This window comes from Paraburkholderia sp. A1RI-2L (assembly GCF_048957375.1).
Classification (GTDB): Bacteria; Pseudomonadota; Gammaproteobacteria; order Burkholderiales; family Burkholderiaceae; genus Paraburkholderia.
Genome location: NZ_JARBTA010000004.1, coordinates 202314 through 216958, shown reverse-complemented (window position 1 = coordinate 216958; position 14645 = coordinate 202314). Strand labels below are relative to the sequence as shown.

Sequence of the window (14645 nt, the reverse complement as noted above, 5' to 3'; positions counted from 1 at the left end):
ACGACGACGCCATCATCGGCGCCCCGCCGCGCGCGATTGCCCGCGTCATCCGATCTGCGCTCAGACCTGCTGCTGGCCGCCATCGACGAACAGCTCGATGCCGTTCACGAAGCTCGCGTCGTCGGAGGCCAGGAATAGCGCCGCGCTTGCAATCTCGCCAGGTTCGCCAAGACGCCCCATCGGGATCTGCGCAGCCAGGTAATCGGCGAGACCCTGGCGCTGGGCGGCATCGTCACCAGCCAGGTCGAGCAGGCCGGGTGTGCGGGTCGCACCCGGGCTCACCGTGTTCACGCGGATGCGGCGGTCCTTCAAATCGAGAATCCAGCTGCGTGCGAAGGCGCGCACTGCGGCCTTCGAAGCCGAATACACGCTGAATGCAGCCGTGCCCGCGCTGCCCGCCGTCGAGCCGGCTAGAATCACCGATGCGCCCTCGGCGAGCAGCGGCAGCGCCTTTTGCACGGTGAACAGCACGCCCTTCACGTTGCGATCGAAGGTGTCGTCGTAGTGCTCTTCGGTGACATCGCCCAGCGGCAGCATCGAACCGCCGCCGGCGTTAGCGAACAGCACGTCGAGGCGTCCGTGCTCTTCCTTGATCTGCGCATACAGCGCGTCGAGTTCACCAAGCTTCGTCGAGTCGACGCGCACGCCGGTCGCGTTGCCGCCGGCTTCGCGGATGCGCTTCACCGCGGCATCGAGTTCGGCCTGACGGCGGCCGGTGAGGTAGACGTGCGCGCCTTCTGCGGCAAAGCGCTGTGCCGTGGCGAGGCCGATGCCGCTGGTTGCGCCGGTAACGAGTGCGATCTTGTTGTCGAGTTTGCGTGCCATGGTGTTTCTCCTTTCGTTCGCCAGGTGAATGACTGCGTTCGGTGTTGCGTGCTGCGATGTGAGGAGAATATCGACGGCCGCTTCTTTTCGAAATAGAATTGATTGCAATCAAACGTTGCAAAAATGAAAAGATGAGGGGAAATGGCGAAGCTGCCTGATTTCGAAGGACTCGCGATGTTCGCGAAGGTCGCCGAGGAAGGATCGTTCGCGGCCGCGGCGCGCGCGATGGGGGTGTCGGTGGCAACGGTCTCGCGCGGCGTCGCCCGTCTGGAAGACCGGCTGGGCGCGCGGCTCTTCAACCGCACGTCGCGCCAGCTCTCGCTCACCGAGTTCGGCCGGACGATCTGCGAGAAGGCCGGCGAGATCTACCGTCAGGCTGAAGAAGCGGAGAGCGCCGCGCGCGAGATGTCGGTGCAGCCACGCGGACTGGTGCGTCTGGCCGTGCCGATGTCGTTCGGGCTGCGCTGGGTCGCGCCGCTGCTGCCCGCGTTCTTTCGCGCGTATCCGGAGGTGTCGATCGACCTGCATCTATCGGATGCGTCGGTCGATCTGGTCGCCGACGGGTTCGACGCCGCGCTGCGCATTGCCGCGTTGCCGGATTCGTCGCTGGTCGCGCGGCGGCTATGCGCGGTCACGCAATTCGTGGTGGCGTCGCCGGCGTATCTGGAGCGCGAAGGGCGGCCCGCCCATCCGCGTGAGCTGATCGACCGGCCATGCCTTTCATACGCGTACCGCGCGCGCAGCGACGTGTGGCGCTTTACGAACGCGGCGGGCGAGGAGGAGCCGGTCATGCCAACCGGCCCGCTGCGCGTGACGAACGCCGATGCGCTGCTGCCCACGCTGCTCGATGGCCTCGCGATCGCCGAGCTGCCCGAATTCATCGCCGGCGAATATCTGGCCGATGGCCGCCTCGAAGCGATCCTCACCGACTGGTCGCTCACGAAGGGCGGTCTTTACTTCGTCACGCCGTCGGCGCGCGCGCGTCCTGCGAAGGTGGCCGCGCTGTCCGACTTCTTTGCGGAACATCTCTGCGAGCCATCGTGGCGATGGCCGAAGTAGTGTGCTGGCCGATTCGGCGAGCCGGCCCGCATCATTGCATTTATGCAATAGTAAGTTTAGAAAACTTCCATTTCGCAAATATCGCGCAATCCGTATTCTCCTATCGACCGGCTGCACGACATCACGCGTCGAAAGCCACTCGACCACACGGAAAAGGAGAATCACGATGAACACGCAAACCACGCCGAATTCGCCCGATACCGCAACCGTCGCCTTCCTCGCTGCGCTCAACGGCGCAACCGGCCCGGCGATCGAAACGCTCGCCCCCGCCGAAGCGCGCGAAGTCCTGGCGGGCGCCCAGCGCAGCGTGCCGGTCGACGTTTCGGGCATCGACGTCACGCGACGTACGATCGAACAGGATGGCCTCGTCGTGCCGGTCGTGGTCGTCAAGCCGCAGAACGCGCGCGGCGTGCTGCCCGTGTTCATGTTCTTCCACGGTGGTGGCTGGATTCTCGGCGATTATCCGACGCATGAGCGTCTGGTGCGCGACCTCGTCGTCCAGTCGGGCGCAGCCGCAGTGTTCGTCGAATACACGCCTTCGCCCGAGGCCCGCTATCCGGCCGCGATCAACGAGGCTTATGCGGCGACGAAGTGGGTCGCCGCGCATGGCGAGGAAATCGGCGTCGATGGTGCGCGCCTGGCCGTCGTGGGCAACAGCGTGGGCGGCAACATGGCGGCGGTCGTCAGCCAGATGGCGAAGGACCGGCAGGGTCCTGCCATCCGCTTCCAGGGGCTCATGTGGCCGGTGACGGACCACGCGTTCGACAACGCCTCGTACGACGCTTTCGCGAACGGCTACTTCCTCAGCCGCGACATGATGAAGTGGTTCTGGGACGCGTACACGAGCAATGAACGCGAGCGCAACGGACGTTACGCATCGCCGCTGCGCGCCTCGATCGACGAACTGAAGGGTTTGCCGCCCGCACTCATTCAGACCGCGCAGTTCGACGTGCTGCGCGACGAAGGCGAGGCATACGGACATCGGCTCGACCAGGCGGGCAACGATGTGACGACGACCCAGTACAAAGGGACGATTCACGACTTCGGCCTGCTCAACGCGCTCGCCGCTGACGCCCCGACGCGCGCCGCCATGCAGCAGATGGCACACGCGTTGAAGACGCGTCTTCAAGCACCTTGAAAACCGCCCTGTCTGTCGCGTTGCGTCGACCGGCAGCAGTGGGTCGAATATGCCCATCGAACAACGCGCATTCGATACCACCACCTTCCTCGCTGCAACAAAACGTCTCGGCACCGCGCGCGAAGGGCGCTCCGATTAGTCCCGAAGCGCCCCAATCAAAGCGGCAATGCGCTGCTCAATTGCCGGCGCTTGCCTCCACGGCCTGCACGGCCGGCTGCCCTACAACACTCTCCTGCGGCAACGCCCATTCGAGCCAGCGCGCGCGGTGCGCGAGCACCAGCATGAACGCGAGCGCCGCGAGCACGCCGAAGGTCGCAAAGCCCATCTGGTAGCTGCCCGTGCTTTCCCGCGCGATGCCCATGATCACGGGCAGATAGAACCCGCCAATGCCGCCCGCCGCACCCACGATGCCTGACATCAGGCCCGTGCGGCCCTGCCAGCGGCGCGGCACGAGCTGGAACGTGGCGCCGTTGCCCAGGCCGAAGCACACATAAGTGAACGCAAGCAGCGCGATACCCGCACCAAACGGCGGCATCCACGCGGCGAACGCGAAGTCGCACAGCGAGATGGCCGCAAGCAGCAGCACCAGCGCGCGCACGCCCGAGATGCGGTCGGCGACTAGCCCGCCGATCGGGCGCACCATCGCGCCAGTCAGCGCAAGCAGCGACATGATCACGCCGGCTTCGAGTTTGGGCACCTGGTAGAGCGACACCAGCAGCGTCGTCACGTACGACGACATGCCCACGAAGCCGCCGAACGTGATGCTGTACACGAGCATGACGACCCAGGTGTCGCCCTCCGCGAGCACGCCGCGATAGTGGCGCGGCAGCACGGCGATCGCGAGCAGCGCGCCCATCACGGGCAGCAGCAGCACGCCGGTCTTGCCGGCGCCGAACACGCCTGCATGCACGGCGAGCACGAGCGCGATCAGGCCTGCCAGCGCGATGCAAAATGCGCGCAGCGCCTCGCGCGCGCTGCCCGACTTCTCGCCGAGATCGCGGGCCCAGAAGCACACTGCCATGGCGGCGAGGCCGAGCAGCGGCAGCGCCGCGCCCGTTGCGCGCATCCAGCCATGGCTGTTGGCGAGCCCCGGGAACAGGAAGCCGTCGAGCACCGCGCCGATGTTGCCTGCAGCGGCGAGGCCGAGCACGAGGCCTTGCACCTTCGGCGGATAGTTGCTGCCCGCCATCGGCAACGCCACCGCGAAGCTCGCGCCGCCCACGCCCAGCAACACGCCGAGCACGAGCAGCAGCGTATAGGACGGCGCGCCCGGCATCATCAGCAGCACGAGCGCGGGAATGGCCGAGAGCGCAATGCCCATCAGCGCGACCTTGCGGCCATCGCAGGCCTGGTAGAGGTTGCCCAACGTCACGCGCAATATGGCCGCGCCCAGCACCGGCACCGCGACGAGCAAGCCGAGTTCGGCCGGCGTCATCGCCACGTCCTTCTGAATAAACGGCGCAAGCGGGCCAAACATCACCCACACCGTAAATCCGGTGTCGAAGTATAGAAAACACGCCACCAGCGCGCGCCAGTTGCCACTCTTCAGCGAACTCAAAAGATCTTTCACGATGCTCTCTCCAGGTAATGCGTCTGTGCGCGCCAGCGGCGCCCGGTTCCATTTACTTCGCAATCCGATATTTCATTCGTCGGCGGCACAGGGCATAAAAAAAGCGTCCCGAGGCGCATCCGCATGAAACTGTTGTGCTTCATGGGATGCCGCCTCGGGACGCCTTTGCCCCGCCTTGCTCGTAGTCGCCGCCTGCAATCGTCCCGCGCGTGCGGGACGAACTGAAATCACCGAGGCCGTCGTTGGCCTCGCGGCGTATCAAGCAATCTGCATGCCAACGGCAAAACAGCCGCTAGATGCCCGCTTGGCGGCCGGCCCGGCGCTGTGCGCCCACCATCCCTGTGCGATCGATGAAAGCTATTGGTGCACCGCAGCGTACTCACGCACCAGAGGCGGGCGCGCGTCGTCAGGCGACCTATCATTGACTGGAGCGAAGTGCTCTATATGGGCCGGGAGCAGGCATTCATCCCGGCCAGGAAGGAGGCGCATCATGAGACCCGCCGGCTGGATCCTGCTGGGCACGCTGGCCTTCGCCACTTTCGCCGTATGGTCGGAAAGCGTCGCTGCGAACACGCTGAAACCCGCTGCTGCGCCGGCAATCGCCATCGTTTCCGGCACATGGGGCGCCAGTTGCGGCGCGCCGCACGGCAACGTCACGCGCGAACTCGCGCGGCGCTGTAACGGTCTGCGGACCTGCGGCTATGTACTCGACGCGCGGGCGATCCATTCGCTGCCGGCCCGCGTCGGCGAGTCACTGACTTCGACGCGAAACGCCACTGCCGCCCGAACCTGCCGCGTCGACTACCGCGCAAGATGGCGATGCGGCAGCCGCGAGGTGCATGACGCCGCGCTTGGCGCCGAAGCGTCGCCCGGCGATACGCTCGTGCTCAGTTGCGTACGCGAAGATGGCCCGGGGCACTGAGGCCCTGCGATCCACCACCCTCACGCGTCAGCCCGATAGCGCCTCAACCGTTGCTGCCTGCTCGATATGAGCCGCAAACCGCTGCTTCCCGGCGCGATCTCAGCATCCTTCAGCGGTGCGCCCCGCCACACCATCAATCGCGCAGCTTCAATCTGCGTTGCCATGTCAGCCAATCGGAACGTGACCGCCTGATGCTCAATCAACGATTTACTGAAGGATTCACGTTCTTTGGCGTATTTCACGGCCGCTTCGAATGCTGCTCGTGCCATACCTACCGCTTGCGTCTCGGCAATTAAACAAATTCAGTTCGCATAACACCGCTTCAACTTCAATCTCCTTCACATCCCTTCCGTACGTTAACGCACATTTTTTAAATTTCACGCCGTCCCTGGCATTTCTGCTTTCTAGAATTCATGGATATCAGCGTGATGCAATCCTAATGGATATGCGTTCCCGGAGTTCGAAAAAAGGAGACGTGGCGATGACTGACGACGACATTATCGACTACGTGCTGAGGTTCGAAGGCGGCTTCACCAACAACCCATCGGATCACGGCGGCCCGACCAACTTCGGCATTACCGCCGCCGACTATGGCCGCTTTCTCGGACTCCATGGACCCGCGAGCGCCGAGCAGATCAGCAATATGTCGCGCAACGATGCGATCGCCATTTACAAGCGCGACTACATCGCCCTACCCGGGTTCGGGCCCATCACGGACGGAACGATCAAGCTCACAGTGGTGGACGCCGGCGTGTTGTTCGGCACATCGCGTTCGACGCGCTGGCTTCAGCAAGCGCTGCAAATCAAGGCTGACGGGATAATGGGCACCGATACGCTGGGTGCGTTGTCCGCTTGCACCGATCCGCCGAAACTCGCGCGCGCTATGCTCGCACTGCGGTTCGGCGCCATTGCCGATATCGTTGCAAAAGACCAGTCGCAGATTATCTTTCTGCGCGGATGGGTCAGTCGCGCTACATCACTTCTCAACATGCTTTGAAACCGATCATGGCCGATACCTCCACCAACAACGAGCTGGCACAAATCGCTAACATCGTCCGCCCGGTTTCCCCGAGCCTTGCGCAAGCGCTCGGCGGCCCCTCCGCAGGCATTGTGGTCGCCGCGCTCGGGCGTTGCCTGCTGCAAGACGTCCAGGCAAACTCCGACGACCTACTCACGGTCTTGAAGAAAGGCGATCCTGCAATGCAAAACGCCATTCTGGCTGCGGAGGAATCTTGTCAGTTACGCTTGCGGGAAAGCGGCAGCGGACTCGCTCAACTTGCCCCAGAGGTCGCCTTGGCCGTCATCTCGGACGACGAGCAAACCCAGCGCCTGAAATATGGCGATATCGAAGGGGCGCGCGCACGCCAGATCGCCTCGCATGACTTCACCAATTCGATATTGGCCTATGGGGTTAGCATTGGCTTTTTCGCCATTCTGATCATCCTGATGTTCTTTAGCGACAAGGTGAATACACTCTATAAAGACCTGCTGTACACACTACTGGGCGTGGTTGGCACCGGCTGGGCCAATGTCATCGGTTTTTACTTTGGCTCCAGCGCAGGCTCCGCGCAAAAGACCCAGGCACTAACGGCAGTCCTTACTTCACGGCAGCAACAGCAGCAGTCAACTTCAGGACCGCCACGCTCCAGAATGACGACAAAGGGCTCCTAGTGATGGGCATACAGCGGCAGGAAAGGATCTTTTGCGCGCGGCGTGCCCTCGCTCGTTGGCCGCGATGAATCCGGCGCGTGCGGTTGCGGGCATTGTGGAATGCTCGTGCGAGGCGCGGCCAGACTCAGGACCTGGGTGAAATCATTGGCCGCCTTCACGCGCGCCGTGAAATTCAATGCGCCGTCAAGCCCAAGCAGGGCGTCCGTGGTCTTCAGGATCGACGTGTGGTCGTACAGCGTGTGGTCGATCGTGCCGGCTCGCACGAAAGGCGAGACAACGATCGCGGGCACCCGCACGCCAAGCTGGTTGAATGCAAACTTGTGCGTGTTCAGCGCGGGATTGTCGGTCGAACCCGGCGCCACCGCGGCGGGAGGCGTCACGTGATCGAAGAATCCGCCATGCTCGTCGAAGACGATCAGCAGCACGCTATTGGGCCACAGCGCTGAACCGCTAATCGCATCGTAGACCTGCTTGACCAGCGCTTCGCCTTTGCAAACATCGCAGGCCGGATGCATCGAGTTGCCGTTTCGGAAATCGTTCGTGGCATCGTAGGTAGGCTCGATAAAGACGAATTTCTCCGTCACCTGCCCTGCCGCGATTTGCGTCAGAAACGTGTTCATCGAAACAAATCGATTCAGCGAATTGTGTATGCCGGCAATGCCTCGGGTCTGCGCGACGTCGCCCTGCACGACGAGCCAGTCCGATGGCTGCAAGGCCGAAAATATCGTGCCTGCCGGAAAGTTGAAGATGGGCGCATTCGTGAATACCGCCTGAAAGACTTGTCCCGAGCTCGGCGAATGATCGAGTCCGGACGAAGTGCCCGCGATTGCAAAGAAGCGGTTGGGCCACGTGGGTCCGGGCATGGAAGAAAACCAGTTGTCGCACACGCTGAATTGACGCGCCAGGAAGTTCAGTACCGGCAGTTGATTGGGCGTGAACACGCTGAAGGCGTCGGCGACATTGTCGGAATGATCTTCGTAGGTTGCGGCAAAACCCGTGTTGGCAGGGGCCGCCGCCAACGGCGGATATTTGCCTGGCGGAAGAACGAGCGAGTCGTGGAGCACGGTGGCGCCGCTGGCAACCTGCAGCCCACATAACTGGACACACGCGTCGGTGAATTCATGGCCGGGATCGAAGCCCAGCGCATAGGGCGAGCCGTGCCCTAGCGTGTATGGGGTTCCGGTTCGTCCGTAATTGACAATGGGCTCCGCCGGCAATCCATTGGCCGTGGTGGCTCCACCGCCCGGCAGCGTGCCGGTGAAGTTGGACAGGCCAAAGATGCTGTCATACGAGCGGTTTTCCAGCATCAGGACGAATACGTGTTTGATCTCTGGCATAGGGCTACCTTCAGGCTCGGCATGGACACCCATCTCGCGTTGGGAATGGGACGATGAACAGCTCGCTTGCTACGTCACACGGCTTGCCCATTATGTGCGCTTTCGAACGGTTCGGTCAAAGCGTGAGCTTTCAGATAGAAACATCCTGGCAGGACGATTTGCACGGCAATTTCTGAAACAGGCCATTCATTTTGAATATCGAAACGATGGTTTTATACACCGCATGTTTCGGAACAAAGTGGCTTATCTATACGCCCCTGCCATGAATCACCCATGAATGACTGGCCAGCGCGGCACCTGCTCAGAAATGCTGGTCGTAGGCGAGCCGGATGTGAGTCGGTTCGGCGTTGCCTTTTCTCGTGACCGAAAGGTCGATGCGATAACGCCCTTGCCACGGCATCTCGAAGTAGTTGCCATAGGTCACCGTATCGTTGATTCGCAACGCCTGCAGAAGCTTGACCTGGGGTTGCGCCCGCGACTTGTGCGCCGGGCTGGTTACTTTCGCGGTCACGGTTGCATCGTCGATACGCGCACCGGTCGACTTGTCGAACAACGCGACAACCAGATGGTAGCTGGATCCCCCATGTGCCTGCGTATCCTCGGGTGCGCTCGCCCCTCGCTCGACCACCATCGCCTTGTCTGCAGGCACCACGCCGAAGTGCACCGTCAACCCGCTTTTTGTCGTACTTCGATTCAACGCGTCCGCATGAGCCGCGCCGGCCGTTGTACCCAAAAATATCACCAGTACAGCCAACAGGAGTTTCATGATCTTCTGCATGATCGCCTCGATTTCGTGAGCGGAGTGTTCGAAACCCGGAACGCGTGGTGTACGTGTCTGGACTTGATATTGAAATGCTGAGATCGGCAAGGCGAGGTCCGATTGATGCATATCAACTCTTGCATATTTCCCATGGATACCGAACTAAATCGCGTTGCCCACACCCTCTATCTCTATTGCGATCGCACCCGCGCATTTCCCGTCAACAGCGTCGGCGGATACACGACCACGGTGTCTTTGTCGCGCAGGCCATCCAGCACCTGGGCTGTTTCGGCATTTCGCTGCCCGATGCGAACCATGCGCTGTACCGCCCGGCCACGCTCGACGGCAAACACGCACCACTGCTCAGCGCATCTGAACAGCGCGCCGATCGGCACGCGCAGCACGTCGTCGCGCTCCCAGATGACAATCCGGCCGAGCACGCGATAGCCGTCGCTCAGGCGCCCCGGCGGTCCTTTGAGGTCGGCGATTACGTGGACCCGCTGCTCTTCCACGCCCAGCGCCGATATCTTCGTGTATGCCCCGGGTTCGACCATGCGCACTCTGGCGTCGAACGGCACGTCGCCGCCCCGGTCTTCCACCGAAACGCGCATACCAGGACTGATCTTGACCGCATCGGTCGACAGGACGTCGACGATTACCTCGTAGCGCGACGGATCTGCCATCAGCATCAGCGGCGTACCCGCCGGCACCACCCGCTCGCTCTTCTCGTCGACGCGCAGCAGTGCAGCATCGACGGGGGCGCGGACTTCGACGGGTTGCCCAGCTTCGAGCGCCTTGAGATTTGCCGTCGCGGCCCGGACTTCCGCGGCCGCCGACCGCTCGCGAGCGCGCGCCGCTTCCAGATCGCTCATGTCCAACGTTTCGATGGCACGCAACTGCTCCATACCCTGCCTCGAGATCGCGCCAAGATCGACCAGGCTCTGCCCTCTCTCACGCTCCCGACGCGCCTGGGCGAGATCGGCGCGCGCATGGTCCACGCGGGCCTGGGCCTCACGATACGACGCCTCGGCGGCTTCCACACGCGCATGCTGTCCGGCGGTTTCGCCGGGCGTCATCGGCACCGGCACCAGCACCGCGAGGATTTGCCTAGCGCGGACCCGGTCGCCTTCGCGCAACGCCACGCGCAGCAGGCGCCCGGTGACAGGTGCGGTGACCACGTAACGATCGTGCGCACGAACTTCGCCGTCCTCATCAATCGTGACGCGCATCTGACCGCGGCTTATCAATGCCGTCTCGGCGGACATCGGCGCCGGCCAGAACGCGTAGGCGAGCATCAACCCAAGCACGAGCGTGGCCACTGCCAGAACGCACAATGTGCGTTTGCTGCCGCGCTTCATGACTCCCTCGCCTTGAGCACAGCCACGATATCGAGACGTTTGATTTTCCACGCCACCACAAGGCCGGAGCTGGCGACCGCACCCGCTGTCACGATGAACGCATAGGCGAATGTGGAGGGCTCGATCACGAGGGGCAGCCGGTAAGGATCCGTTGCGAGCCGTTTGGCCAGCAGCGCGCACACGCCATAGCCGAGTACCAGCCCGGCAGGTGTGGCCAACGCGGTAAGGACACACTGCTCCCCAAGCAGAATCCACGCGACTTCCGTCCGCGTAAAGCCAAGCACGCGCAGCGACGCCAGTTGCTGGACACGCTCGGAGTAAGCGAGACGCATGCCGTTGAATGCGACACCAAACGCGATAATGCAGGCAAACACAAAATTGATCGATGTGGAAACGCGCATGCTTTCATTCATGATCTTGCGAAAGCTGTCGATCACCGACTGGCGCACGGCGACCGCATTGACCGACGGCATACGTTTGAGATCCGCGTACAAATGGTCGAGCGCGCGCGCGTCTACCTGCAGCCACGCGCCGCTCCAGTTCCCGCTTTCGCCAAGCAGACGCGCGAGCGCCTGCTCATCCATGTACGCACGAACGCCCACCAGTTCGCCGACACGACCCGCCACGACGACCCTTTGTGTTCGTCGCTTGCCTTCCAGCACGTCGACCGTGACCGGATCACCGGCGCGCACTCCGAGCGAGTCTGCTAGCTGCGACGAGATCATCAATCCGTCTGGCGCGACACGCAGCGGCACGCTCCGGTCATTGACCAGCCGATGCATTTGCGCTTCAGGCGCAACGCCGCTCAGGACGACACGGCGCGACCGATACCCGGCGGTAAGCTTGACGGACACGTCGCGAAAGGGCTCGACTCGCAACACGCCGGGCAGCCGTTGCAGCGCATGAATCGCGCGGTGTGACAACGGCTGGGCGAAGGCGATGGTCACGTCCTGCCTCTCGACGCGCTGAAACTGCACGTCGAACAGATAATCGATCGCGTCGAAGAAGAACCCGCCCGTCACGAGGATCGCGCTCGCACAGGCCATTGCAAGGCACGAGAGCAAGGACTTGAGTGGCTGCCGCGTGATACTGCGCGCGATCATCCGCCAGGTCACGCCCAGATGCCGGAAGATCCCGAGCCGCTCGGCCCATCCCGCCGCGAAATCGGGCGGCAACGGCGGGCGTAGCGCGTCGACGGGCATCAGCCTGGCAGCCTTGACGACACTGACCGCCGCACCGGCCATGGCGGCCGCGAGGCTCACGCCGAACGCCCCGATCAACGCCGTCAAGTCGGCGCGAAATTCAAGGTGTGCGAAGTGATAATAGCGAGCGTACAGACCGGTCAGCGAAGAGCCCAGCGCGAGACCGCCGGCCACGCCGGCGAGCGCCCCCGCCGCGCCTATCAGACAGGCAAACTGCAGGTAATGCCATGCGATGCGTGCGTTGCCATATCCGAACGCTTTCATGAGGCCGATCTGGGCGCGCTGCGTGTCGATCAGCCGGCTCATGACGTTCTGCAGCAGGAACATGGCCACACACAGAAAAATGGCGGGAACATAAGTGGCCGTGATGCGGTTTTGCGCGATTTCGTCCGATATGAAGCGGTTCGATATCTGGTCTTCCCGCGTGAGTGTACCTAGCCCGCCATAGGCGGCCAGTTCCCGGTCGATACGCGCGATGATTGCGGGCACCACGGCGCGGCCATCGAGCGCGAGGACGAGGTCGTTGAACGCACCGTCCATGCGAAAGGCGGCAGAGACGGCGTCGTTGCCCATCCACAGCACGCCGTAGTGACGATTGTCAGGAAAAATCGACCCCGCACCTGCTTCATAGATGTATTCGGGCGACAGCGCGATGCCGACGATACGAAGCAATCTCCAGCGCCCGCTCAGCACCGCACCGATGCGCTCGCCCTCGTGCAGGCCATTTGCCTCGGCGAAGGCCGCACTCACCATGGCTTCATCGTCGCGGCCCGGCGCGACATAACGGCCGCTTTTCAGATGCAGCAGGTTCAGCGTCGGCCAGCCATTCTCGGGAACCGAAACGATATGACCGGTGGCTGGCTCGTCCAGCCCGGGAACGTCCAGCGTCACATCCGACACCACGCGCATCTGTACCCTCGCTACCCCAGGGATCGCCGCGATGCGCGCCGCGACCGCGAGCGGCGCCCGCTTCAAATGCACGAACAGATCCGCGAAGCGGTACGACGCGTAGTAGTCCTGTTGCGCGTCCTGCAAGGCCAGATACGTGCTGCGCATGGCCACGAATGTCGCGACGCCGCACGCGACAACCAGCGCCGCGGCCATCGCCTGAGCGCGCATATGCCAAAGGTCTCGCCACGAAAGGCGCGTCAGGGCGTTCACCATGACAGATCCTGGGCGCTGCAGCGCCGCGCGTTGCGGCGCTCCTCCACGATTGCGCCGCTACTCATGCGCACGACGCGGCTCGCCATGTCGGCGATCACAGCGTTATGCGTAACGATAACGGTAAGCGCGCCGAATTCGCGGTTGACCTGTTCGAGCACTTCGAGCACGCGTCGTCCGGTGCGAAAATCGAGTGCGCCAGTGGGTTCGTCGCAAAGCAGAACATCCGGGCGCTTGGCAACGGCCCGCGCAATGGCCACACGCTGCTGCTCGCCACCCGACATCTGCGAAGGAAAGTGGTCCGCGAGCGCTTCGATGCCGACCATGCGCAATGCGTCTTCGGGGTCGAGCGGCTGCTCGGCGATATCGGTCACGAGCGCGATGTTCTCGCGTGCCGTGAGCCCCGGTATCAGGTTATAGAACTGAAACACGAACCCCACATGCTCACGCCGGAACCGCGTGAGTTCGCGCTCCGTGGCACGCGCGAGACTGTGGTCGCGGTAGACGATGGAACCGCTCGTGGGCGTGTCGAGCCCACCCATGAGGTTCAGCAATGTCGATTTGCCGCTGCCCGATGCGCCCAGCAGCACCACGAACTCCCCGGCTCCGAGCGCGAGGCTCGCATCGTTCAGCGCGCGAACGCTGACGCTTCCCATCGGGTAGACCTTGCTGACTGCCTGAATGGAAAAGACGGTCTTCATCACGTCTCCGATGTGCCGCGTGCAATTCACATTAACGACGCACCGCTTCAGGCCGTTGATCTGCATCAACGTGCAACTCGGCAAAGTACACCTCGACCCTTAATCCACCGAACGCCGGAAAGCGCGCGCGCAACTGCCGTTGCGCGGCTTCGCCGTCGCGGACCCAGTCGACCTGGAAGCCTTGCTGCCGAAGCCCGGGTGATGAGCAGCATTGCCAGGATTGCGACTGCGCCGACGGGATTGTGGCCGACATACAAGCCCCAAATCCCGCCCGACGGCATGGATCCTCAATGTCAAATGTCGCGCCGGCCCGATGGCAGGTTGACGTGCATCAAGCGCCGGAGGTAGCGACGAAATACGCTTGGCAGGCAAGCGGGAGGAGCTTGCGGAAAACATCATTGGATTGTCGCCCGTCATGGGGGAGAACTGACATGGCACGCTCTGTTGTGCGGGGCCTGACGGCTGGCGCCGTGTTGGCCACGGCCTTCACCGCCCTCGCCGCTCACGGCGAGGAACTCGCAAGCATCGGTACCCATTCGCAGCGCTACGGCACGCACATCGGAATCTCGGCCTATGAAGATCCGCTTCTGAAAGGAGTCGCTTGCTACCTGTCCGGTTCGCACGACGACGGCAATCTCGGCGGGTCAGCCAAACGGCGCATGTCTGACGTCGTCGTTTCGTGCCACCAGGTCGCCACCTTGAGTGTGCCAGTCCATGTTCCCCGCCAGGCGCAGGTATTCGACGAATCGGTGGATCCGGTATTCAAGACCGTTCACGTAGTCCGAATCCTGGACCCAAAGCGGCACGCCGTACTGTACTTCGCATATACGGAAGCAGAACTCGCAGGCAACCTGCCTGGTCACGTAGACGTGATTCGATTGCCACCGCCAAACCGACTGGAAACGCGATAGTTCACCGACCGCGCGGATGTTTGATCCAGA

At 62.9% G+C, this 14645-nt stretch carries 13 protein-coding genes and 1 pseudogene; 6 read left to right on the top strand and 8 right to left on the bottom strand.

The features are described 5' to 3' along the window. Positions 1-60 precede the first annotated feature (60 nt). A complete protein-coding gene (locus tag PWP93_RS29455) occupies positions 61-825 on the bottom strand; it encodes an SDR family NAD(P)-dependent oxidoreductase (protein WP_421047176.1) in 765 nt (254 codons plus the stop codon). A 141-nt stretch (positions 826-966) separates the two neighbouring features. Here PWP93_RS29455 and PWP93_RS29450 point away from each other — a divergent pair, with 141 nt between their 5' ends. Then, a complete protein-coding gene (locus tag PWP93_RS29450) occupies positions 967-1884 on the top strand; it encodes a LysR family transcriptional regulator (protein WP_421047175.1) in 918 nt (305 codons plus the stop codon). A 166-nt stretch (positions 1885-2050) separates the two neighbouring features. Then, a complete protein-coding gene (locus PWP93_RS29445) occupies positions 2051-3022 on the top strand; it encodes an alpha/beta hydrolase (RefSeq protein ID WP_421047174.1) in 972 nt (323 codons plus the stop codon). 175 nt (positions 3023-3197) lie between these two features. On the opposite strand, the gene PWP93_RS29440 is transcribed toward PWP93_RS29445, so the two are convergent. Beyond that, on the bottom strand, positions 3198-4592 hold the full coding sequence (locus PWP93_RS29440; RefSeq protein ID WP_421028428.1) for an MFS transporter: 1395 nt from the start codon (positions 4590-4592) through the stop codon (positions 3198-3200). A 490-nt stretch (positions 4593-5082) separates the two neighbouring features. Here PWP93_RS29440 and PWP93_RS29435 point away from each other — a divergent pair, with 490 nt between their 5' ends. Continuing rightward, positions 5083-5514 (top strand): hypothetical protein, encoded by a 432-nt coding sequence (locus tag PWP93_RS29435; protein WP_421047173.1) that lies wholly within the window; start codon positions 5083-5085, stop codon positions 5512-5514. Positions 5515-5609: 95 nt separating this feature from the next. On the opposite strand, the pseudogene PWP93_RS29430 reads toward PWP93_RS29435, so the two are convergent. Further along, positions 5610-5795, bottom strand: a pseudogene (locus tag PWP93_RS29430) (acyl-CoA dehydrogenase family protein); the annotation flags it as partial. A 200-nt stretch (positions 5796-5995) separates the two neighbouring features. Between PWP93_RS29430 and PWP93_RS29425 the strand changes: the two are divergent. Together PWP93_RS29425 and PWP93_RS29420 are read left to right on the top strand one after the other, a co-directional pair. Beyond that, positions 5996-6511, top strand: a complete 516-nt coding sequence (locus tag PWP93_RS29425) for a glycoside hydrolase family 108 protein (RefSeq protein ID WP_421047172.1) — start codon at positions 5996-5998, stop codon at positions 6509-6511. Positions 6512-6519: 8 nt separating this feature from the next. After that, positions 6520-7185, top strand: coding sequence for a hypothetical protein (locus PWP93_RS29420; protein ID WP_421047171.1), 666 nt, complete (start codon positions 6520-6522; stop codon positions 7183-7185). Here PWP93_RS29420 and PWP93_RS29415 read toward each other — a convergent pair. The 5 genes from PWP93_RS29415 to PWP93_RS29395 all read right to left on the bottom strand — a co-directional run bounded on the left by PWP93_RS29415 (position 7182) and on the right by PWP93_RS29395 (position 13704). Then, positions 7182-8522 (bottom strand): alkaline phosphatase family protein, encoded by a 1341-nt coding sequence (locus tag PWP93_RS29415; protein ID WP_421047170.1) that lies wholly within the window; start codon positions 8520-8522, stop codon positions 7182-7184. The two genes, PWP93_RS29420 and PWP93_RS29415, sit on opposite strands and share 4 nt — an antisense overlap. A gap of 301 nt (positions 8523-8823) precedes the next feature. Continuing rightward, positions 8824-9300: a hypothetical protein gene (locus PWP93_RS29410; RefSeq protein ID WP_421047169.1), complete on the bottom strand. Its 477-nt coding sequence runs from the start codon at positions 9298-9300 to the stop codon at positions 8824-8826. A 173-nt stretch (positions 9301-9473) separates the two neighbouring features. After that, on the bottom strand, positions 9474-10640 hold the full coding sequence (locus PWP93_RS29405; RefSeq protein WP_421047168.1) for an efflux RND transporter periplasmic adaptor subunit: 1167 nt from the start codon (positions 10638-10640) through the stop codon (positions 9474-9476). Further along, on the bottom strand, positions 10637-13006 hold the full coding sequence (locus PWP93_RS29400; protein WP_421047167.1) for an ABC transporter permease: 2370 nt from the start codon (positions 13004-13006) through the stop codon (positions 10637-10639). The genes PWP93_RS29405 and PWP93_RS29400 overlap by 4 nt, the downstream gene beginning before the upstream one ends. Then, positions 13000-13704, bottom strand: a complete 705-nt coding sequence (locus tag PWP93_RS29395) for an ABC transporter ATP-binding protein (protein WP_421047166.1) — start codon at positions 13702-13704, stop codon at positions 13000-13002. The genes PWP93_RS29400 and PWP93_RS29395 overlap by 7 nt, the downstream gene beginning before the upstream one ends. A 431-nt stretch (positions 13705-14135) precedes the next feature. Here PWP93_RS29395 and PWP93_RS29390 point away from each other — a divergent pair, with 431 nt between their 5' ends. Then, the gene (locus PWP93_RS29390) at positions 14136-14615 is read left to right on the top strand and encodes a CreA family protein (RefSeq protein WP_421047165.1); all 480 of its coding nucleotides are present in this window, start codon (positions 14136-14138) and stop codon (positions 14613-14615) included. Positions 14616-14645 lie beyond the last annotated feature (30 nt).